Here is a 21,483-nt window from a genome sequence, read left to right on the forward strand (position 1 = left end):
GGCAATTTAAAAGTCGCAATCAATGTAAACCTCGATGTCATTCCGGCAACAAAGCTTCCAGTCGCTCGCAATGACGATCTCTTAAATTAACACCCATGCGCCTGCGCGGAAATAACCCCGGAAATAGTAAAAGTAATGTCGATCAACTTTAGAATAAGACAGCTTATTAAGCAAAGCGGCTATATTAGCTGCGATCAATTAATGCGTGAGGCGCTTTCCTTGAACCCGTCTTCTTACTATCAACATAAGGATATTTTAGGTATCGAGGGAGATTTTATAACCGCTCCTGAAATTTCGCAGTTATTCGGTGAAATTATAGGCTTATGGTGTATAAAAGAATGGCAGAAAATTGGTTGCCCTTCAAGAATTAGTTTAATTGAACTCGGTCCTGGTAGAGGACTATTAATGCGTGATTTACTACGAACGGCAAAGTTAGTACCGGAATTTTATCAAGCTCTGACGATAGAATTCATTGAAATTAACCCCAATTTTATTGCTCATCAGCAAACAAATTTACAAGATATTAATTTACCGATTAATCATTATACAACTATAGAAGATATAGTAAAAATCCCTTCTATAATCATAGCTAATGAGTTCTTTGATACCATGCCGGTAAAACAATATATTAAAGTTAAAGAATTATGGTATGAGTCGGTACTCGTTATAGAACCGATAGATAATAAAATTAAATTTGATAAAATTGCCGTTAATAAAAACTTACAAGATTATTTGTTACAAACCCACTTAGAAGCAAATGACGGCGCAATAATAGAAGAATCTTACGAATCTATAAAAATTATGCAATTTATTAGCAATCATCTAAAAAAATTCAGCGGTAGCTGCTTGGTTATAGATTACGGTTATGATATAAATCCAAATCAGAGAACTAGAAATCAATATAACGCAACTATTCAAGCTATAAAAAATCATAAATATTATCCGCTTCTTGAGAGTTTAGGGTCAGCTGATCTTTCGGCGCATGTTGATTTTTACGCCTTAAAAGCAGTAGCAAAAAATACCGGTTTAAATATATCCGAAACAATGTCGCAACGGGATTTCCTAACTCAAAACGGTATTTTATTGCGTAGTAAAATATTGCAGGATAAAATTACTCCTAACCACGCAGCTATAATAGAGCGGCAAGTGGATAAATTAATCTCACCTAAGCAAATGGGAACATTATTTAAAGTGCTGCAGGTTAGTAGTCACCATTAACCAATATTGTCGTATAGATAGGGTAAAAGCCGTCTCTATGTCATTCCCGTGAAAACGGGGCGTTGTTGCATGGCTACCGGAATCGTTATGGCGAGGCGCCTCTTGGTGCCGTGGCCATCTAAGTATAAACATATTTTTATACTAAACTTGTTTAGTATTCTAATTAAATCCCGAATGTAATTCGGGATAGCCTGGATGGCCACAGCCACTTCGCGGCTTCGCCATGACGGATTTTTATTACTTTTTGAGCCATGCAACAACGCCCTAAGAAAGTGAGAATGACATCGGAAACGTTTTGATTATCAACGTGAAATACCTCTTTTAACTTAGAAACTAAAAATTATGATTATACTCGGTATCGATCCGGCTCTTACTAACCTCGGCTGGGGAGTGGTTCGTAAAGAAGCGACAAAGCTAACATATATAAATAGCGGCGTGATAAAAACAAATAGCAAAGATGCCCTGCATATAAGACTTGCTTTTATTACTACTTGTTTAGAAAAAGTAATATTAGAACATAAACCAAACGCGGTAGCCCTTGAAGAAACTTTTGTTAATATGAATAATTTAACATCTTTAAAACTCGGCTATGCAAGGGGTGCTATTATGGCACTTATCGGCAGATATAATATTGATTTTCGAGAATTTAAACCTAATACGGTAAAAAAAACGGTAACGGGTTACGGGCATGCTCAGAAACATCAAATTCTACATATGATTAAACTGCTCCTGCCCGGCACTTATTTAATTACTAGTGCCGACGAAGCCGATGCCGTTGCAATTGCCTATACTGCTCTTGTAATAAAAATTTAGACTATAAGATGACCGAAGAAAATAAATTTTCTAAACCTATAATAATCTTAGTCTGTCCTCAAATGGGAGAGAATATCGGAGCTACGGCGAGAGCAATGAAAAATTTTGGTGTAGACGAGCTAAGAATAGTTAACCCACGAGACGGCTGGCCGAATGAGCAAGCAAGAAGCACTGCCGTCGGTGCGGTTAACGTTATAGATAACGCAAAAATTTATGATACTCTAGAAGAAAGCATTAAAGATATTGAGTATCTCTACGCTACAACTTGTACAAAACGCACCATGAATAAAAATTATGTATTCTCACAAGATTTATCGTTAAGCTATCCATTAGCGCAGAAAGTGGGAATAATGTTCGGACGAGAAAATAACGGACTGAGTAATGAGGAGGTTTCTCTTGCTCATAAAATTATTACTATTAATACAAGTGAGTTTAGCTCTTTAAATATTGCCCAGGCGGTTATTATAATATGTTATGAGTTATTTCGTAATAAGCCTTATGATGGTAATATATCTATTTGTAATACTCAAAAACTTGCAACTAGAGGAGAACTTAATTATTTCTTAGAACATTTATTTAATGAGCTAGGTAAGAAAAACTTTTTTAAAGTTCCGGAAAAAACCTTAATGATGCAACAAAATATTACTAATATTTTCACTCGTATAGATAAATTATCCCGCGCAGAAGTTCAAACGCTACGCGGTATTATAAAAGCGTTAGATTCTTAATATCTAAATTTTTTTATTAAATTTTGTTTCAAAAATTTCATTTATTTTTTTGCGAACTTTATCTATTAGTACTTCATAATCTTTTTCCGGATTAACTAAAATTCTCTGATTCCAAATACTACAATATAGTTCATCATCATTATCTACTTTTTTAATATAGTCTACTAATTCATCTTGCGTAGAAAAATCTCCGCCAAAAATAACCGCTTTACTATTTATATCTTCTAGAACACTTCTATCTGCGTTATATATCGGTATAGAGCCTGCGAACCAAGCTTGAAAAGCTTTTTCGGTAATGTATCCCGGATAATATTGATTTTCATAAGCTATAGTGAATTTACATTGTGATAACCAATCTTCTGTTTTTTCTTGCTCAAACGACACTCTTTCTCCTATATTATTTAAAAGCTTTCCGCCGCTTAAAACTTTTTTATATAAAGATAGTCTATGAAATAACTTAGCACGCTCTCTCGCTCCATCAAATGTAGGTAGCCATTCGCCGTCATTACTAGCTAGAAAACATGCAAAATATTTTTTTTCGGAAGGGTTACATTCTCCTCGTTTTCTATCATAGTCATGTCGCATTCTTTCCTTATGGCGATGATAAGAAAAAGGGAATCTTATATAATTAGGTTGATCTATATAATCAAATCCTAATACTAAATCTTGAGTTTGTAATTGATCTTGTACACTTCCTGTATATAGTTCAGAAGTATAATATATTTTAATTACTTTAGGATTTTTTGTAATCGGTTCTCTACTTAAGCAACCGTTTAGCAATACATCTTCATTCTTATTTACAAATTTCAAATTATAATTTTCTTCAAGTATTTTTGTTAAAAATGGATTGGCATCATTTTGATTTTCTGCGTCAAAATTTATTGCTTTTACTCTTAAAGTTGGTTTGGTTGACTTATTATTTAATTTATAAAACCCTAACCCAACCGTAATAACGGTTATCAGAGTTATTATATAAAAAAGGTAACGTTTCATAAATTTAATCCGAATAAGAAGTTACTTATAGGCTTCAATTTTGAGTAAGTCTAGTCAACTCAAGTAATTTCTTTACTTTTTCTTCAGGACTATTCACTATTATTAATTTATTTGGGTCTGTTTTTTTATCAAAAGAATATTTATTTTTTTGATCTATAATAATCCAATCCGAGTTCTGGATAAGATAATTATGCTCTAAGCTTTTTATATGATTGTTATCAACATATTCATATATAATTAATATGTTATTAAAATGCTTTTTTAAAGCAAAAACATCCTTACATATAGTTTTATCCAGGCATTGGATAATAAATAAAGAATTTTGTAAAAATTTCTTATACCTAGCTTCAAAATCAGCTATTGAAAAATATTTATAATAAAGCAATTCTAGTAATGTATGATCAGTATTAAAGAATAATGCGTTTCTTTTCACGGTATTTTTAGCAGTGATTGTAGAAGATATAGTGTTAAAGTTGATAAAAAAAGTTTTATAATTATTTTCAATAAATTTTAAAACTTTTTCCCTGTTATCTTTTCCTTTATTTAAATTATCAATGCTCGTACCGGAAAGGATAAAGCATAAACCTTTAATATTTCTTTTAGTTATTTCAATTTCTGCTTGTTTTTGCAAAAATTTCTTATAATTCTTTTTTAATATATTCCATTGCCAACCCAAGTTTATATTTGGCTCAAGAATATAACTAGAATAGAAATATGGCCATAATCCTAATTCAAAATTAGCAATCATATAATTAAATAATTTCTTTTTCGTGGCTTCTAACGTTGTTGGATGTTCCCATAATAGAAAAGCTTTCTTATTAAAGACCCAAGTTTTAGATTCTTTTTTATATTTATAGCAAAATAACGTATCTTCTCCGGCATATGTTAGATATTCCGGATATTTTCCAATTTTTAATGCTATGTCTTTTTTATACACTAAACAGGCGCCATAAGGTTCTACGCGAAATTCAAAATGCTTAACCGGCGATAAATAAACGGACCAAGTATATTTATGTTTAGGATAGTGTACACCACTTACTAAATCTAAATCTTTGTATTTATAAAATGGTCCTATAGTATTAGCAGCATAGTTTTTATTTAAATAAGTTCCTGCATCAACATTCATTAATAAATTATTTCGGGAATGATCTATTGCCATATTTCTTTGATGACCGATATTTTGTTCGGATGAGAATAATAACAAAATATCTAACTTAGATGATTCTTTATATAAATTTATTTTTTTTACTGTTTGATCGGAAGAACCTCCATCAACAATAATAACTTGATCTGGTTTTAAACTTTGTTCTTCAATAGATTTTAATACTTCAATAATATTATTTTCTTCATTTAGCACCGGAGTAATAATAGTGTATTTCGGGAATTGATCATTGACTGAATAATCTTTATCTATAATATGTATTTTTAGATCATTTGAATAAAGTGAGATATGCTCATAGATATTGGGATAAGTATGGATAAATATTTTAAGTATTTTTTTAATAAATGCATGAGCGTATTTTGCATATCGGTAAAAAATATAATAACAGTGTACAAATAATACTTTTAAATATTTCAGTAATATTCGTTTTAGTATAATTTTTAAATTTTGTATCTGCATTTATTGTTACGTATTTAAGTTTATACTTTCATTAATACTCAACTCTTTTGTCAAAATTTTCATTATATATTCAGTCGCTTTACCGTCCCCATAGGGGTTGTGTGTTTCCGCCATTGTCTTATAATAATCGTTATTATCTAACAATTTTGTTGTTTCGTTCAAAATATTTTCTATATTCGTCCCGACTAATTTAGCGGTACCAGCCGTTACTCCTTCCATCCTTTCGGTTACATCACGAGTAACCAAAAGCGGTTTGCCGAGAGTCGGAGCTTCTTCTTGCAAACCGCCCGAATCGGTAATAATGATATAGGCTTTCTCCATTAACCAAATCATAAAAGAATAATCAAGGGGATAAATAAGAAAAATATTTTTGATATTAGCGAGTCTATTATTGACTATATTCTCCACATTGGGGTTAGGGTGTACCGGATAAACAAACTGCACATCTCGGTATTTTGCCGCTAATAATTCTAAGGCAACACAAATATTTTCTAGCGGCTTCCCAAAACTTTCCCTTCTATGCATAGTAATAAGGATAATTTTTTTGCTAAAATCTAAAAACCTAAAATAATCATAATATTTTTCTTCGCCGCTATTTTTAATTAAGCCTAAACCCAGTAGTAAAGCGTCTATTACGGTACTACCGGTAACATATATATTATTTTTAATATTTTCTTTTTGCAAATTAAGTTTAGAATTTCCGGTCGGTACAAAATGATACTCGGCCAAGTCGGCGGTAAGAGTTCTATACATTTCTTCAGGATAAGGGGAAAATTTATCACCGCTTCTAAGACCCGCCTCAATATGAGCAACCGGTACTTTATGATAAAAAGCCGAAAGCGCTCCGATAAATGCCGTAGTAGTGTCACCTTGCACTAGGATTAAATCCGGTTTTACCTCTGTAATTACTGATTTGAGTTTATTTATAGCGTTACTAGTTAAGTCAGATAAATCTTGATTAGGTAGCATTAAATTAAGATCGTAATTGGGGATAATTTCAAAAAAATTTAAAACTTGATCAAGCATTTCACGATGTTGAGCAGTTACGCAAACTATAGTTTCAAAATTTTTATTTTTCTGAGATTTTTTAATCAACGGCGTCATTTTTATGGCTTCCGGTCTAGTCCCAAAAATGAAAAGTAGTTTTTTTGCCATCTTTAATTTACCACCTTACTAACGCGCTTCCCCAGGTTAAGCCGGCACCGATGGCAGTAAAAAGAATAATATCACCTTTTTTTAAGTTTCCCGAAGCTTTTAGCTCACTTAGAGCTAGAGGAATAGAGGCGGCTGAGCAATTAGCATGATTTTTTATCGTTTTTACTATTTTGCTTTGCTCCAAATTTAAGGCTTCAGCAAGTTTATCGATAATTCTAATATTAGCTTGATGAGGAACAAAATAATCAATATCATTCACCGTAAGGTTATTGTCTTTTAATATTTCCTCTACCGATTGCCCCATTTTCTCGACTGCATGGCGAAATAATGCTTGCCCCTGCATGACGATTTTACCGCTATTACCGTTCATACTTACGCCGCCGTTCGTATAAAGCATTTCGGCATAGCTACCGTTTGAGTAAATTTTACTATCTATTATACCGGAGCTATCTTCACTACGCCGTAATATCACGCTCCCTGCTCCGTCGCCGAATAAAACACAAGTCGATCTATCTTGGAAGTCAAGCAAAGAGGTCATTTTTTCGGCTCCTATAAGCAAGATAGTCTTATATTTACCTGAATCAATAAAAGCATTTGCTACTTGCAACCCGTACACAAAGCCGGCACATACCGCTTGTAAATCAAAAGAAGGGATATTATTCGTAAAACCGAGATATCCCTGCAATTTGGTAGATACGGAGGGAAAGCTGTTATCCGGCGTAGTAGTGCAGGTAATAATCAAATCTATATCGGATACTGCTATATTAGCGTCTAATATAGCTTTTTCTGCAGCTTTTAAAGCAAGGTGGGAGGTATATTCATCACTTGCCGCAATATGGCGCTGCGATATACCCGTTCTTGTCTTAATCCACTCGTCGTTAGTGTCTACATACTTTGCCAGCTCGTCGTTACTAACTACTCGCTCCGGTAAATATCCACCGCAACCGATAATTTTACAGGTCATATATAATAAGCTTTATGCTACTTCTTCTTCGTCGACTTCTTTTTTCTTCACGACAACTTGACGACCGTTATATGTACCGTCAACTGCGGATATATGGTGAGGAAGTTTATATTCTCCGGTTTGTGAGTCAACTATTACGTTAACTTTACCGACCGCTAAGTGAGAACGACGCATATTACGTCTTGATTTAGATGTTTTTTTCTTTGGAACTGCCATATTAGCCCTATCTTTAATAAATCTATGATATGTAAAAAAAAGTATTTGTCAAATTAGCAGAGCAGTATATTATAATCCGGTAATAAAATCTAGGTATTTCAAATTAAATTTATGAAATCTTTTATAATTCATGCTTTCGGTATATTGATTTTCCTACTGCTCAGCGGTTGTCAGACCATTGAAACCAGAGGTCAATTTATAGACAATACTTTACTTTCCCGCCTAGAAACTCAAAAACTTAATAAATCTGAAGTAACGGAATTAATCGGCAGCCCGACGATTATACCCGATTATTCTCCAAATAGTTGGTATTATATCGAGAGAACTATGTCGAAGCGGGCTTGGTTTAATCCAAAAGTCGAGCAGCAAAGAATAGTAAAAGTTACGTTCGATACTCGTAATTCAGTACAAGAAGTTATAGTAATTAACGATTCTCATAAGGAAGATATCGAAGTGATTCGAGAATATACTAAAACATACGGTACGGAACTTAACGGGCTACAAAAATTTGTTAAAAATTTCGGCAGATTTAATGCAACTACTAAGAGCAGCAAGAAAAAGAAATAAAAGTTGTTGTTTGCTAAGAAATTGTTAAGGTTATTGCGATCCCAAACGTCATTGCTATGGAAGCTATATTTTATCAAGGAAGAATTAACCGTAGATGCCTCGACGGTGAGCCGACAATTCAAAAAACGTTTCGGTATGACCTGTGTGGAATATGCGGCGTTGTTGCATGGCATCCAGTCTTTTTACTAAGGTTTTTTCTGGATACTGCGGGAGGGGCCCACTACTGTACGAACGTTTAAATAAAGAGGTAAAAATTCTGTCATTCCGTGGCTACGACCACGGAATCCAGCTTATAATATCATAAAAAGATTCTAAAATAAGTCTAATATGGCTTTATTTTCCTGGATGCCGTGATCAAGTCACGGCATGACACAGCCTTTTTTCAACGTTCGTACAATAGTGGGAGGGGCCTCGGTATGACACCGTACTTGTAATAACTATAATGCGGTAAATCATGAGCCACGCAACAATGCCTCCTCGCAATGACGGTGTTTTTTTATAAGGATTTCGAGCCATGCAACAACGCCGGAACATGCACAAGCAAGAAGAATGGGGATTGCCATGAAGCAAATTCGGGAAGGAAAAGCGGTAATTGATACGCAACTTAATATGGGCTATGAATCAAGCAGCGGTTTTAGAGATGCTTTTTCTAAAATTATGGGGGCAGCACCGACAAAATTCAATAATCATCATAATATCCTAAAAGCCGACCGGTTAGATACGTCGCTCGGTCCTATGCTTGCTATTGCCGATGAATATGCATTATATCTTTTAGAATTTGTCGATAGGCGCGGGTTAGAGCGCGAAATAGAAAAATTACGTATCAAAACCAAAGCGGCTATTATCCCCGGTAGCAACGCTCCGCTGAAATCAATTAAAACAGAACTCAAATTTTATTTTGCAGGTAGTTTAAAAGAGTTTAAAACTCCCTTACATCTTTTAGGTAGCCCGTTTCAACAACTCGTTTGGCAGGAATTAATGCGTATTCCTTACGGCGAAACAAGAAGTTATGGCAAACAGGCTACGGCAATCGGTAAACAAAATGCCTATAGAGCCGTAGCGAACGCCAACGGTGCCAATCAACTTGCTATCGTGATCCCTTGCCACCGCATTATCAATAGCAATGGAGAACTCGGCGGATATGGCGGCGGCATTGCTCGTAAAAAATGGCTTATTGAGCATGAACAACGAAATTAAAATATTTAGATTTCCTAAAGTTTTACAACTAATTTTATTAAAAATGCCGAAATATTTATTTGCTATTTTTTTTATAATATATACTACTATGTCATTTGCAAATGAGTACCTAGAACAAGCTAACAATTTAGTTAAAGCCGAAAAATATGATTTAGCTTTAGAAACTTATAATAAAGCTATAGAGCTAGAGCCGAATAATTATATTATACATTTTTATAAAGGACTTACTTTAAGGAAAATAAATAAGGATGAGGAGGCTATAAAGGCTTATGATAAAGCAATTGAATTAAATCCTCAAAATTCCCGATTATATTTTGTAAAATTTGATTCTTTAAATAATTTAGGTAAAAGGGATTTAGCTTTAGAAACTATTGATAAAGCTATCAAACTTAATCCAACTGATGCTACTGCATATTATAATAAAGGTATTATTTTAGAAGATTTAGATAAAGACGACTTAGCTTTAATAGCTTATGACAAAGCTATTGAGATTGATCCTAATTATGCTTTAGCTTATGTTAATAAAGGTGTAATATTAAATAAACTAGGGAAAATTGATCTAGCTTTAAAGGCTTATGACAAAGCTATCGAGATTGATCCTAATTATTACGGAACTTATTATAATAAAGGTTTAATTTTATACAAATTAGACAAGTATGAAGAAGCTTTTGAAATATTTGATAAAGGTATAAAAGTAGCTTTATCTGATTCCTCTACTCCTGAGACCTACATAAAAGCTATGTCATATGCAAAAGCTGCTATTTTAAATAAATTAGGAAAATATGAACAAGCAGTAGAAGCCTATGATGAAACTATTAAACTTGATCCTAATAATTTTGAATTATATTATCAAAAAGGTTTAGTTCTAAGTATTTTAAAAAATAACGAAGAGGTTATAAAAGCATTCGATAAAGTTATTGAACTTAATCCTAATGACCCTGAAATTTATTATCATAAAGGTGAGGCACTTGAAGAACTAGGTAAATTTACCTTAGCTCTGGAATCATATAATAAAGCTATAGAGCTAGACCCTACAATGTATTTACCTTATCACGGTATAGCTACTACTTTAATGCAGCTAGGTAAATATGATTTATCATTAGAAGCTTATAATAAAGCTATTGATATTAATCCTAATGACTATAGAATTTATTATAATAAAGGCATAGCCTTAGAGTCTATCAGTAAATAAGTGTTAACAAATCAGTTTATTAAGCATTAACCGAATCATAGCAATATAAATCTGATTAGTAGCAGATTTGACAGTATGTTCGTAATGTTTACTTAACCTTCTGAAATGAGAGTATTTTTTTAACTGTGTCATAGTAAAAAAGTCACTGTTTAAAATTTAGTCTATCCGGGAAGAAAATATCGAGTTGTGATATAGTCAAAGCCCAGTTTTGCAGAGGCTGACTCCATTTAGCAGTTATCTGTTTTATAGCACAAAAAACTAGCTTAAATAAAGCATTTTCTGAAGTAAAAGCTCCCTTGGTTTTGGTATATTTTCGTATCTGCCTATGGAATCCTTCCACTACATTAGTCGTATAAATTAGCCTCCTGATGTCGCTAGAATACTTAAAATAAGTAGATAAATTTCCCCAATTTTGTTGCCAAGATTTTATTACCATTGGGTATTTATTGCCCCATTTTTCATCCAATCTTAACAAGTTATATTCAGCTAAATCCTTTGTTTCCGCTTTGTAAATTGTCTTTAAATCAGCCATAAATTCTTTTTGGTTCTTACTTGCTACATACCTTAAAGAATTACGAATTTGATGTATAACACAAAGTTGTACTTCAGCCTCAGGAAAACAAGCATTTATTGCCTCAGGAAAACCCTTTAATCCATCAACACAGGCAATCAAAATATCCTTTACTCCTCTTGCTTTTAAATCATTTAATACTGATAACCAAAAGTGCGATGCTTCGCTTTCACAGCTATAAAACCCCAATATATCCTTATGTCCAAATTCGTTTATACCCATTACATTATATAACACTTTAGTACTTACCTTACCGTCCTGCCTTGCTTTAAAAAACATTGCATCTAAAAATAATATTGGATAAACAGATTCAAGCGGTCTATTACGCCACTCGGTTATTTGCGGTAATAACCTATCTGTTATCGCTGCAATGGTACTTGTTGATACGTCTACTCCATATATTTCCTGTAAATGAGCGGTAATATCATCATAGCTTGTGCCTAAACCATAAAGGGCTAATATCTTATTATCTAATTCTTCGTTTAATATTGTTTGACGCTTCTTAATGATTTGCGGTTCAAAACTCGAATTGCGATCCCTTGGTACTTCTAAATCAAATGAACCGCTACCGCTTCGAATTCTCTTACTGCTTATTCCATTACGCCTGTTCCCGCCTTCTTCTAAGCTATTCTCCTGAAGATGAGCAGACATCTCTCCTTGTAATGCTACTTTGGTTAAATCTTTTACCAAGTTTGTAAGTAAACCTTGATTCCCAAGTAATGGCTTCCCTTGATATATACCTTTTATTATTTCTTCTAATGCTCCGTTTTGTATCGATGGCAGCACTTTTACTTGCTGCTCTATCCTTTCTAATTTTCTTTCTTCTGTCATTGTCAAACCTTTTTTTATCTGTATTTTTTATTTATTCTAAATACTTTTTTTCAGTTTGACACAGTTTTTTAAACACTACCTCTGAAATTATTTAACCAACCAAAAGTACGCTCTACTATCCATCTAATCGGTAAGATTTCAAATTTTTCTGATTTTCTCTTTACTACAGATAACAATGATTTTGTATTCAAAAAACACCAATTTTGTAAATTACCACTATAGCCTCCATCTGCAAAAAATCTTTCAATTGATGGATATTTATTCTTTGCTACAAGCAAGCTTTCTTTAGCACCGTCCCTATCTTGTATACTTGCTGAATGTACATTAACAGCTAGTAATAAACCATTTGCATCTGTTACTATATGACGCTTTATTCCTTTTATCTTTTTACCGGCATCATACCCTTTTACTTCACTTCTTTGCGTATTCTTAATTGATTGCGAATCAATTATTCCAATTCTCGGATTTGCTTTTTTTCCCCATTGATTCTCGGCATCTTGAAACCAGTTCTTCATTTATCTTTTGCCATAATCCTCTACGATTCCATTTATTATAATATTCATTAACTATTTTATAATTTGGATATTCTTTTGGTAAATATTGCCACTGACACCCTGTACGGCTCTGATAAAATATTGCATTTACTATTGATCTTCTATCTATTTTTATTTTCCTGCCTTTCTTCTTATAGGCAAAATATTCTTTTATTATTTCCCACTCTTCATCCCGTAATTCACTTGGATAGCTCATAGTTCTTTTGCTTTTTTGCTACCTTATATAACATTTCTTCTTCTATTTTTCTACTCTTTATTCTTTAATTTTTATTTACTGATAGGCTCTTAGAGAAATTAGGTAAATATGACCTTGCAACGGAAACCTTTAGTAAAGCTACCTCGTTAGTACCTGCCGGAATTAAGATAGAAAGAGTAAATGATACGTTTTTTAAAGTTTACACAATGAAAAATTAATTATTCTCTTCTTCTGTTGGGACCTTTCTACCTATTACTTCATCCATAGAGCAGTTAAAATAGTCGGCTATTTTTAATATCGTATCTATTTCGGGATTAAATTCTCGACCGGTTCCAGCTTCGGCTTTCATAATTCTAGTAACGGTAGTATAAGGAACACCACTTTCCTTAGCAAAATCCTTACGGCTTAATTCATATTCTTTAAATTTTTCTTTTAAAAATTTTTTTATTTTAGTAGCGAGTGACATATGAAATTTCCATTTTTATTAATTTAATTTCAAAAAACGAGCGTATAAGTTACCAAGCGTTTTTAATAATTATCGGCAATTTGTAGGGTCTAACAATTATTAAATCAAACCTAACGTTATAACTGCTATATTTAGAGTTATTGCTTAAAAATAGTTCGGCAGCTCGTTTAATTCTTTTTTGTTGCATTAAAGATAGAAATCTATCGTCAATTTTAGAACTCCTAGCTTTTACCTCAATAAAAACAATTTCTTTATTGCGCAATGCTATAATATCAATTTCTCCGACATAATAACGTTTGCGGTGATGAAGAATTTGATAAAATTTTAACTTATAGATAATTATACATATATATTCGGCTATTAGACCGAAATAATTCTTATTCATATTGCTGCTCGTCTTTCAAAAATTGCTCTTTCATTTTATCGGAGATTCACGTCCTCACCTATTAAGTATAGGCTGCGGGCGCTCACTCCTCAAAATAAAATGAGGGTTCTTGAAATACTTCACTCATACTACTCACTCTATGTCATTCCCGCGAAAACGGGAATCCAGCCTTTTTTGCTTTTGTCATGCTGAACAAGTTTTGCGCATCTCTTATAGTAGATCCTGAAATAAATTCAGGATGACTTATAATAGTGTTTTTCTGGATTCCCGTTTTCACGGGAATGACATCGAAAATTCGAGCCACGCGAGCATTGCCTCGCAGAAATGACATCGACATCCCTATTTTTTCGGTAGTAATATTTGGACAAACTCGGTTCTAGATAAATCAACAGCCATATCAACGACAACTTCTTTTTCCGTTACTTTACCGGCATAACCTACTAAAATTCCGGAAGGATAAATATTACCGTGTCCGGAGGTTATTATTTTTTCGTCTTTTTGAATTAAATGATTGTCGGGTAAATAGAGTATTTTACTGCTATTGCCGTTACCTGCTAAAATGCCTTTTTCTCTTGATGAGCCGGCAGTGATAGGAACCCTAGAATTAACGTCGTTAATTAGCATAATTTTCGAGTAATTATTACTTACTTCCGTTATTCGCCCTACTAGTCCTTCAGCATTGGTAACAATTTGATCAACCTCTATACCGTGATTTTTTCCGGCAAATATTAAAGCGGTTTTAGAAAAAGGATTTAATGAAACGCTTAATAATTTGGCAGTTACATATTCAAATTCTTCTTCTCTGGTTACAGTTAAAAGATCCCGCAAAGCGGTATTTTCGGCTCTTATAGAATCTATATTATTTTGCATACGTTGTAATCTTGCAATTTCAAGCTGCAATTCGACATTTTTTTTGGCTAAGTCCTGAAAATAAACTAATTTTTGAGATATCGAATTTATATATTCAAATATATTTTCATAAATTATTAAGCCGGTCGATAAAAAACCTCCCGTTACTTCAAGCGATATATTAGAAATTTTTTTTGGAGCGGCAATAAACAAATATAATGATAAAGTAAGAAAAAATAAAATAAGAAGACGTTTAGCAAGAATTACTATAGATTTAATAAATTCCGAAATATTTGACGAAGTTCTTACTCTATTCGCAATTATTGCCATCTTTAATCCTGCTTAAATAATACATGCTTTAATTTTGCAAAATCCTCAAGTACTTTTCCGGTACCAAGTGCCACACATGATAGAGCTTGATCTGCTACTATCACCGGTAGTTTAGTGGCTTCACTTAGTACATAATCAAGATTTCTTAGCAACGCCCCACCGCCCGTTAAAACAATTCCTTTATCGACAATATCGGAAGATAATTCCGGAGGGGTACATTCTAGTGCTACCTTTACCGCTTCAATAATTTGGTTCACCGGCTCAACTAAACTATCGGCAATTTGTCTTTCGTTCAATACCATTTCTTTAGGTATACCGTAAATTAAGTCACGTCCTTTAATTTCCATCATTCTAGGCTCGACATTTTCGTCTACGTAAGCCGTGCCGATTTCCTGTTTTATTTTTTCTGCGGTAGCTTCGCCGATTAATAAATTATAATGTCTTCTAATATAGGAAATAATGGCTTCGTCCATTTTATCACCGCCTACCCTTACCGATCTTGCGTAAACTATGCCGCCAAGCGATAAAACGGCTACTTCCGTCGTACCTCCTCCGATATCGACGATCATTGAGCCGGTGGCTTCCGTAACCGGCAATCCTGCCCCGATTGCGGCGGCCATAGGTTCTTCAATCAAATATACATCTCTACCGCCTGCACTTTCAGCTGCCTCTTGAATGGCTCTACGCTCAACCGGAGTGGAACCTGAAGGAACGCATATTACGATTATCGGACCGAAAAAAGATCGACGATTATGAACTGTTTTAATAAAGTACTTAATCATTTCTTCAGCACCTTTAAAATCGGCAATAACTCCGTCTTTCAGCGGTCTTTTTGCTTCAATATCGGTTGGGGTACGTCCTAGCATCATTTTAGCTTCATGACCGAAGGCGTAAGGCTCAAAAGAACCTTTCTTCTTTATTAAAGCTATTACGGACGGTTCGTTAAGCACGATGCCCCGACCCTTTGCGTATACGATGGTATTAGCCGTGCCTAGGTCTATAGCCATATCTGAGGAAAATCTTCCCCAAAATTTTGTGAACATATTTATTTTTTCTCCACAGTTTTAACTTTAATTACAGAATAAAATATTACTCTAATGTTTCAATAAAAATAAAGTAAAATTTTACTTTATTTTAGGCGTTGCCTAGTACCGTGTCATTGCCAGCATTTGTGCCTCCTCGCAATGACGATTCCGGTAGCCATGCAACAACGCCTTTGGTCGCTCGCAATGACGTAGAGTTTTTAATCCGCACAACAACACCTCCTAGCAATAGTTTTTTCTAAATTTCCTTATAATGTAAAATAATAAAATTACTAATAAAGAATACTAGCATACTAGGTAATAAAATAGCCGCAATAAGAGAAAGATTATTATAAGCAAGTATTTTAAGCAAAATTTCCGATAATGAATATACTATAAAGCCGATAAATAAACCGATTATTAGTATTTTTTCTTGAGAATTATCGCGTTGCCTAAGGCTAATAAAACAACTTGCTAAAATAACCGTCGCAACCATCATTATAGGCTTAAATAATTGTTTATAATAGTAAATTTGATAATTAATAACCGGTACGCCGGAATTTAATAACTGTTTAATTAACTTCGGTAATCTCCAAATAGAAACCATTTCGGGCAAGGCAAATTTTTCAGCTAAATGGTCAATTGATAAATTTGTCGGAATAGTCAAGTTATCATAGGTCTTAAGGGTTCCATTAGTAAAAGCTTTTACGGTTTTTAAGCTTAAGTTACCCTTATTTGCTATAGCATATTTCGCATCAATTCTTTTAAGGAACGAATTATTGTCGCTAATAAATAAGATCGTAATATTATTTAACTTTTTCTCCGGCAAATTAATAGATTGAGTTTGAATTATTTGATTATTGCCTTGATAAGATTCAAAAAATAATAAGCCTGATTTAGATATCGTAACTTCAGTAGCTTTTTTCTTTAATAATTTTGTTTCTAACAGTTCATATTTTTGTAGTCCTAAGGCTCCTATAGGATTTAGTATAGCCGTAAACCCTATACCTAAAATTAATGCCGTAAAGGCCGGTATGATCAGAATGCGCCAAATATGGATCCCGCTAGATAAAATTGCTATTAACTCATTGTTTTTCGTTAAATTTTTAAGAAAAAACAACATAGCGGTGAAGCTTATCAAGGAAGCTATTTGATTTAATAAGTAAGGAATTTTATATAACGTGAATCGCCAAAAAAAGTGAAACGGAACATAAATATTTTTAAATTTCTGTAAAAGATCAAAAATATTTGAGATAATTAATATGCCGATTAAAAGGAATAAAATAGTAAGAAAATACCCGCAATATGATCTAAAAAGATACCAAGAAAGTGTTTTAAGATTAATCATTTTGAATATTAAAAGGATGATCAGGCATAGTCTACGGTTTGCTAATCACTATAACCCACAGAACCGAAATATACAACACTTTTTCCATCAAACAAGGTTATACGTAACTGTAACAAAACCTAGTCACAAGATGGGAGCAATTTGCCCCTTTCTTTAATATAGTACTATCCTATACCCAGTATAGTAGCATCATTTATATTTGTATGGTCTATTAATTCATTAAGTTCATTATTCTCAAAAGTTATAAGTATTTTTGTTGGCTGTGCTTCATAATCCTTTTCTATATTTGTTTTATTTTGTTCATTTGATTTTAAAGTTAATAAATCACATATATTTTTAAAATTGTTTTTTATAGCTAAACTTAAAGCAGTTTCACCGTTATTATTAATGTGATTAATAACCTGATCAGACATTTTAGGAATAAGTAGCTCACAAACTTTTTCTAAGCCTTTCTCGGCAGCCCAAGTTAATGCTATATCGCCGTTACTATCGATTTTGCTTAACTCGCTCTGACTCATGCGTTCGATTAAGTTTTGCGCTTCTTCTACCTTACTTGCCCTTATCGCTGTTATTAATTCTTCACATCATGGTTGTATTAATCCTTTAAATAAAAACATAATTCCCTCCTTAGCTTGCATTTATTAATATTTGCTAACCATGAGTTAACCTTTATATTTACTAAAATAACTACAAGTATATCAGTAACAAGTCAAATAAAAAAGATTAACAAATTAAATATAGCGTTAAAAAGTGAGCTAATAACTAGGGAATGTATAAGATTTCAGATGTGTTAGCTTAATCTAAACACGCGGCTAGTTGTTTCTGTGAGAAACAATCGGCATTGTTACGTGGATCAAAATTCCCCGTCATTGCGAGGAGGGACGTAGTCCCGACGTGGCAATCTAGGAAAATAGTCATCCTGAATTTATTTCAGGATCTTTTTATATTAGATGCTGAAACAAGTTCAGCATGACAAGAGTTAGATGGCCACAACGTCAAGAGGCGCCGGCGTTGTTGCATGGCTCCAAATTTATAGCAAATTCCACTATGTCATTCCGTGATTTATTCACGGAATCCAGGAAAATATATAAATAATACCATTATAATTTGCTTTTCTGGATACCGTGGTCAAGCCCACTACTGTACGAACGTTTAAATAAAGAGGTAAAAATTCTGTCATTCCGTGGCTACGACCACGGAATCCGGCTTATAATATCATAAAAAGATTCTAAAATAAGTCTAATATGGCTTTATTTTCCTGGATGCCGTGATCAAGTCACGGCATGACACAGCCTTTTTTCAACGTTCGTACAGTAGTGGGTCAAGCCACGGTATGACAAATTTGGCACTTTCTGAAGCCTAGCAACAACGCTAGAGGGGCCTCGCAATGATGAGCTTGGTAGCCATGCAAATGCCGTTTCGCCATGACGATTCTAGTAGGGTTGAGTAGCTACTAATTTCTCCCCACTTGCGTCTTTTTTGTGGATTGGCTAGTTAATAAATCTTGCCACGATGTATTATTGTCTTTCTTTACTCCTTTCATGCTTATCATTCCTGCAGGTACCGGTTTAGAACTATTTAAAGCTTTTTGCGTGAATTTTCTAGGTATATGGCTAACTCCTGTATCATGTTTCTGCCGGCTTTCTAGAGCTTTTTCTAGATTAGTTACGTGGTTAGTGCCGACGCTAGCAATTACATTATACCCTTTACTGCGAACTTCACTAATTACGTCCGTCATATATTGTTCACGATTTTCATTATATAAAGCAGAATCTTTTGTATGCTCTAAATTTCCACCTTCCAAGCTTATAACCTTAATCCCTTTTTCTTTAGCTACTTTATATAAAAGCGCATCTTGGAATATAGGAGCATTCTCTAACTCTTCAGGCAGTTTTAAAGGGTTGTCAGGATTTTTTTCGTTATGTTCTAGTATATTAGCTATTTTAATTACGTCCTTCATACCGAGATTTTCGCCATATTGCTTGCGCTCAATAGCTATTACCGTATTTTTATCAATTGTACCCGCTTGAATTTCTGCAATTAAAGCCTGATTGTTATTACCGTGATCGGTTGAATGATTATGCTCCGGTCTAATTTCTACGGAACCGGTTTTTTCGGTTTCTGCAGATTTTTTCGCATCGATTACCTTAAAATCTATATTTGCCGTAATTACCGCTTCCCTATCAAACTTATTCAGTAACGCCCGGTTATCATTTACGGCGGCTAAACGATCATTTAAGTTATATTTTCCATTGCCGTTTAGTTCTTCTTGTAGTATGAGGTTTGTGAGGTTTTCTTTTTCAGTGTGAGTGAGATGTTGGTTACCTGTAGTTGCTGTAATACCACTAGATATTGAGTTATTATTGATATTAGCTAAATTTAAAGAAGCAGAGTAATTTTCAATAATTTTTCGTACTGCTATATAATGACCTTCATAATATTGTTTTTTAGCTTCTTTAGAAGCTTGCATGGCACTATTAGTAACCTCCATCAACTTTGATAAACTTGAAATTTTATTGTTTGTGATTTTTGCAATATTTTCATTTATTGCATTTTCTTTTTTTTTGTATTGCTCATTAATTGGTTTGAATATATTTGAGAGATTTTTTTCTTCCTTTTCTATTTCTGCCGTTAATTCATTTTTTTTATTTTCAAATTCAGTATTACTAGCTTTAAGAGTATTATTACTCTCACTACGCTCGTCTATAGCACCTTGCGCTCTACGTTGGTTTGCAGAACCTGGTTTCATGTGCTTCATTTCTTCATTTTTAGTCTGTATTGCATTATTATTGTCTTTAATAATTGAGTGGTTATTGCTAATAGTTAAGGATGCTTTAAAATTTTTTTTATATAATTCTTCAAGCTTATTAGTAGAAGCTTCTATCTGAGAATAATTTTTAAAAATTTTCGACTGTAATTCTTTTCTGCTTTTCCTTAAATTATTTATTTCTTGTTCATTATCTTTTATTGCGTTACTTAAATTTTCAGCTTGTTTTTTATTACCTACCCCTTCTTCTATGCTCTTGTCATACTCTTTTTTAACCTGATCCTTTAATAAATGCTTTATTTTTTCATTAATTGTATTATGCTCATCTATATTGCTTACTCGCTGCAAAAACATATCAAAACTTGGTATTATTTCTTTTGCGTTCTTTTCGAGATTTTTATATCCTGTAATTTCATTTCCTAAATCTGAAATTATATTGTGAGCCACTGCCTGTTGTTTAAGCATTTCGATATTGGATTGCTTTAAGCTTACTATTTCTTCTTGAGCTTTAGACACATCAATAGCAAATTTATTTAAGGTAGTATTCTTAAACATCTTAATTTCAACCATGGTTACTGGATCTTGATTCTTAAGTAAAATGTTTATTTCCTCTTTAACCTCCTCAATTTTTTTATCTTTGTTGTCTTTGCTTAATGTATTATCCTTTTCTATTTCATGTATTTTGCTTTGTAAGTATATTTTGTTTAGGTTTGATTCATCTTTAATTATTTCCTTAAGTTCTTGCAAACTCTTTTCAAGATATTGGCAATAACTATCCAAGTATTTAGGGTTATTTTTTATAAAATCCGGTATTTTATAATCCTTATCACCTGGAAAGTTAGTAGGGGTATGAAACTTAACACTAATATTATAACCATTAGCATTTAGGGTTTTAATAATTGCTGTACAAGCTGCACAACTAGCAGGATCCTGACCTATTAGAGTTAACTTATCATTGAAAGCAGCTAATCCTAAATACATTGATTTAGATAGTTCGTCATTCATTTCTCCAAACTCATGTTCGGTAAGCATCTTGATAGGCTCAGCAATTGCTATTGCATCTGGATGATTTCCTGTAGGTCTATAACGCTTGATTTCAATCTTCAATTCTTGAACATTTAACTCTGTTAGCAACTTCTGAAAAGCAGGCTTTTCTTTCAGTTTTTCTGGATCTATTTTAGGGACTTCCTGCCCTTCTTTACCGCTACTCTGAGCAATGTATATTGTATTATCTCTAAGCACTAGAGCCGAATAAGGAAAAGAAGGAACCTCTTTTGCTAGCTCATTTAATTTCGTTAATATTGGTGAGTTTTGATTTTCCCCAAGCCCTAGTCTTTTAGTCGATTTTCCGGCTTCTCTTAAACCAAACTTTGGAATAAAATCTATCCCATTCTCACCAACTGGATTCAAATTTGGCAAATCACTATCTATCAAAGGTTTACTTTTACTCATATATCCACTCCTTTTATTAAGCTTTGTATAGTTATTTATAAAAATTGA

The 21,483-nt window shown here is 33.3% G+C and carries 28 protein-coding genes; 9 read left to right on the plus strand and 19 right to left on the minus strand.

Annotation, left to right across the window (positions count from 1 at the left end):
- Positions 1-135: 135 nt before the first annotated feature.
- Complete coding sequence (locus AAGD64_RS10005; protein ID WP_341793320.1) at positions 136-1,218, plus strand: class I SAM-dependent methyltransferase; 1,083 nt, start codon at positions 136-138, stop codon at positions 1,216-1,218.
- Positions 1,219-1,253: 35 nt separating this feature from the next.
- Here the strand turns inward: AAGD64_RS10005 and AAGD64_RS10010 are convergent, their stop codons facing one another.
- Positions 1,254-1,475 carry a hypothetical protein gene (locus AAGD64_RS10010; protein ID WP_341793321.1) on the minus strand — a complete coding sequence of 74 codons (222 nt, stop codon included), beginning with the start codon at positions 1,473-1,475 and terminating at the stop codon, positions 1,254-1,256.
- Between the two features lie 85 nt (positions 1,476-1,560).
- Here AAGD64_RS10010 and ruvC point away from each other — a divergent pair, with 85 nt between their 5' ends.
- Together ruvC and AAGD64_RS10020 are read left to right on the plus strand one after the other, a co-directional pair.
- Positions 1,561-2,031: a crossover junction endodeoxyribonuclease RuvC gene (gene ruvC, locus AAGD64_RS10015; RefSeq protein ID WP_253308324.1), complete on the plus strand. Its 471-nt coding sequence runs from the start codon at positions 1,561-1,563 to the stop codon at positions 2,029-2,031.
- 8 nt (positions 2,032-2,039) lie between these two features.
- A complete protein-coding gene (locus AAGD64_RS10020) occupies positions 2,040-2,759 on the plus strand; it encodes an RNA methyltransferase (RefSeq protein WP_341793322.1) in 720 nt (239 codons plus the stop codon).
- 3 nt (positions 2,760-2,762) lie between these two features.
- Here AAGD64_RS10020 and AAGD64_RS10025 read toward each other — a convergent pair whose 3' ends face one another.
- Genes AAGD64_RS10025 through rpmF form a run of 5 tightly spaced genes read right to left on the minus strand, consistent with a single transcriptional unit; the run spans position 2,763 to position 7,708 of the window.
- Positions 2,763-3,752 carry a glycosyltransferase family 10 domain-containing protein gene (locus tag AAGD64_RS10025; protein ID WP_341793323.1) on the minus strand — a complete coding sequence of 330 codons (990 nt, stop codon included), beginning with the start codon at positions 3,750-3,752 and terminating at the stop codon, positions 2,763-2,765.
- A gap of 34 nt (positions 3,753-3,786) precedes the next feature.
- Positions 3,787-5,373, minus strand: coding sequence for a glycosyltransferase family A protein (locus tag AAGD64_RS10030; RefSeq protein ID WP_341793324.1), 1,587 nt, complete (start codon positions 5,371-5,373; stop codon positions 3,787-3,789).
- A 6-nt stretch (positions 5,374-5,379) separates the two neighbouring features.
- The gene (gene wecB / locus AAGD64_RS10035) at positions 5,380-6,528 is read right to left on the minus strand and encodes a non-hydrolyzing UDP-N-acetylglucosamine 2-epimerase (protein WP_341793325.1); all 1,149 of its coding nucleotides are present in this window, start codon (positions 6,526-6,528) and stop codon (positions 5,380-5,382) included.
- A gap of 7 nt (positions 6,529-6,535) precedes the next feature.
- The gene (locus AAGD64_RS10040; protein WP_253308319.1) at positions 6,536-7,492 is read right to left on the minus strand and encodes a beta-ketoacyl-ACP synthase III; all 957 of its coding nucleotides are present in this window, start codon (positions 7,490-7,492) and stop codon (positions 6,536-6,538) included.
- A 12-nt stretch (positions 7,493-7,504) separates the two neighbouring features.
- Complete coding sequence (gene rpmF, locus AAGD64_RS10045; protein WP_253308318.1) at positions 7,505-7,708, minus strand: 50S ribosomal protein L32; 204 nt, start codon at positions 7,706-7,708, stop codon at positions 7,505-7,507.
- 111 nt (positions 7,709-7,819) lie between these two features.
- On the opposite strand from rpmF, the gene AAGD64_RS10050 reads away from it, so the two are divergent.
- The 3 genes from AAGD64_RS10050 to AAGD64_RS10060 are packed head-to-tail and all read left to right on the plus strand — an operon-like array spanning position 7,820 to position 8,579.
- Positions 7,820-8,275: an outer membrane protein assembly factor BamE gene (locus AAGD64_RS10050; protein WP_341793326.1), complete on the plus strand. Its 456-nt coding sequence runs from the start codon at positions 7,820-7,822 to the stop codon at positions 8,273-8,275.
- Between the two features lie 6 nt (positions 8,276-8,281).
- Positions 8,282-8,464 (plus strand): hypothetical protein, encoded by a 183-nt coding sequence (locus tag AAGD64_RS10055; RefSeq protein ID WP_341793327.1) that lies wholly within the window; start codon positions 8,282-8,284, stop codon positions 8,462-8,464.
- Positions 8,442-8,579 carry a hypothetical protein gene (locus AAGD64_RS10060; protein ID WP_341793328.1) on the plus strand — a complete coding sequence of 46 codons (138 nt, stop codon included), beginning with the start codon at positions 8,442-8,444 and terminating at the stop codon, positions 8,577-8,579. Before AAGD64_RS10055 ends, AAGD64_RS10060 begins: the two co-directional genes overlap by 23 nt.
- A 50-nt stretch (positions 8,580-8,629) precedes the next feature.
- Here AAGD64_RS10060 and AAGD64_RS10065 read toward each other — a convergent pair whose 3' ends face one another.
- Positions 8,630-8,791, minus strand: coding sequence for a hypothetical protein (locus AAGD64_RS10065; RefSeq protein ID WP_341793329.1), 162 nt, complete (start codon positions 8,789-8,791; stop codon positions 8,630-8,632).
- Positions 8,792-8,932: 141 nt separating this feature from the next.
- Here AAGD64_RS10065 and AAGD64_RS10070 point away from each other — a divergent pair, with 141 nt between their 5' ends.
- Both AAGD64_RS10070 and AAGD64_RS10075 read left to right on the plus strand, forming a co-directional pair.
- Positions 8,933-9,472 (plus strand): methylated-DNA--[protein]-cysteine S-methyltransferase, encoded by a 540-nt coding sequence (locus tag AAGD64_RS10070; protein ID WP_341794204.1) that lies wholly within the window; start codon positions 8,933-8,935, stop codon positions 9,470-9,472.
- Positions 9,456-10,664, plus strand: coding sequence for a tetratricopeptide repeat protein (locus tag AAGD64_RS10075; protein ID WP_341793330.1), 1,209 nt, complete (start codon positions 9,456-9,458; stop codon positions 10,662-10,664). The genes AAGD64_RS10070 and AAGD64_RS10075 overlap by 17 nt, the downstream gene beginning before the upstream one ends.
- Positions 10,665-10,806: 142 nt before the next feature.
- On the opposite strand, the gene AAGD64_RS10080 is transcribed toward AAGD64_RS10075, so the two are convergent.
- From AAGD64_RS10080 to AAGD64_RS10130, 11 genes are all read right to left on the minus strand, one after another.
- Positions 10,807-12,066 carry an IS256 family transposase gene (locus AAGD64_RS10080; RefSeq protein ID WP_341793331.1) on the minus strand — a complete coding sequence of 420 codons (1,260 nt, stop codon included), beginning with the start codon at positions 12,064-12,066 and terminating at the stop codon, positions 10,807-10,809.
- A gap of 68 nt (positions 12,067-12,134) precedes the next feature.
- Positions 12,135-12,581 (minus strand): transposase, encoded by a 447-nt coding sequence (locus AAGD64_RS10085; RefSeq protein ID WP_341793332.1) that lies wholly within the window; start codon positions 12,579-12,581, stop codon positions 12,135-12,137.
- Positions 12,511-12,816: a transposase gene (locus AAGD64_RS10090; protein WP_341792942.1), complete on the minus strand. Its 306-nt coding sequence runs from the start codon at positions 12,814-12,816 to the stop codon at positions 12,511-12,513. Before AAGD64_RS10090 ends, AAGD64_RS10085 begins: the two co-directional genes overlap by 71 nt.
- A 214-nt stretch (positions 12,817-13,030) precedes the next feature.
- The gene (locus AAGD64_RS10095) at positions 13,031-13,282 is read right to left on the minus strand and encodes a helix-turn-helix transcriptional regulator (RefSeq protein WP_253308315.1); all 252 of its coding nucleotides are present in this window, start codon (positions 13,280-13,282) and stop codon (positions 13,031-13,033) included.
- Positions 13,283-13,331: 49 nt separating this feature from the next.
- A complete protein-coding gene (locus AAGD64_RS10100) occupies positions 13,332-13,667 on the minus strand; it encodes a YraN family protein (RefSeq protein WP_253308314.1) in 336 nt (111 codons plus the stop codon).
- A gap of 142 nt (positions 13,668-13,809) precedes the next feature.
- Positions 13,810-13,971: a hypothetical protein gene (locus tag AAGD64_RS10105; RefSeq protein ID WP_341793333.1), complete on the minus strand. Its 162-nt coding sequence runs from the start codon at positions 13,969-13,971 to the stop codon at positions 13,810-13,812.
- A 35-nt stretch (positions 13,972-14,006) separates the two neighbouring features.
- Positions 14,007-14,846: a rod shape-determining protein MreC gene (gene mreC, locus AAGD64_RS10110; RefSeq protein ID WP_341793334.1), complete on the minus strand. Its 840-nt coding sequence runs from the start codon at positions 14,844-14,846 to the stop codon at positions 14,007-14,009.
- 2 nt (positions 14,847-14,848) lie between these two features.
- Positions 14,849-15,889 (minus strand): rod shape-determining protein, encoded by a 1,041-nt coding sequence (locus tag AAGD64_RS10115; protein WP_253308312.1) that lies wholly within the window; start codon positions 15,887-15,889, stop codon positions 14,849-14,851.
- 238 nt (positions 15,890-16,127) lie between these two features.
- Positions 16,128-17,216, minus strand: coding sequence for an LptF/LptG family permease (locus AAGD64_RS10120; protein ID WP_341793335.1), 1,089 nt, complete (start codon positions 17,214-17,216; stop codon positions 16,128-16,130).
- 164 nt (positions 17,217-17,380) lie between these two features.
- The gene (locus tag AAGD64_RS10125) at positions 17,381-17,734 is read right to left on the minus strand and encodes an ankyrin repeat domain-containing protein (protein ID WP_341793336.1); all 354 of its coding nucleotides are present in this window, start codon (positions 17,732-17,734) and stop codon (positions 17,381-17,383) included.
- Positions 17,735-18,011: 277 nt separating this feature from the next.
- The gene (locus AAGD64_RS10130; RefSeq protein ID WP_341793337.1) at positions 18,012-18,134 is read right to left on the minus strand and encodes a hypothetical protein; all 123 of its coding nucleotides are present in this window, start codon (positions 18,132-18,134) and stop codon (positions 18,012-18,014) included.
- Between the two features lie 51 nt (positions 18,135-18,185).
- Between AAGD64_RS10130 and AAGD64_RS10135 the strand changes: the two genes are divergently transcribed.
- Positions 18,186-18,311 carry a hypothetical protein gene (locus AAGD64_RS10135; RefSeq protein WP_341793338.1) on the plus strand — a complete coding sequence of 42 codons (126 nt, stop codon included), beginning with the start codon at positions 18,186-18,188 and terminating at the stop codon, positions 18,309-18,311.
- 358 nt (positions 18,312-18,669) lie between these two features.
- Here AAGD64_RS10135 and AAGD64_RS10140 read toward each other — a convergent pair whose 3' ends face one another.
- Complete coding sequence (locus tag AAGD64_RS10140; protein ID WP_341793339.1) at positions 18,670-21,435, minus strand: hypothetical protein; 2,766 nt, start codon at positions 21,433-21,435, stop codon at positions 18,670-18,672.
- Positions 21,436-21,483 lie beyond the last annotated feature (48 nt).

The organism is Rickettsia endosymbiont of Ceutorhynchus obstrictus, from assembly GCF_964026565.1.
GTDB lineage: Bacteria > Pseudomonadota > Alphaproteobacteria > Rickettsiales > Rickettsiaceae > Rickettsia.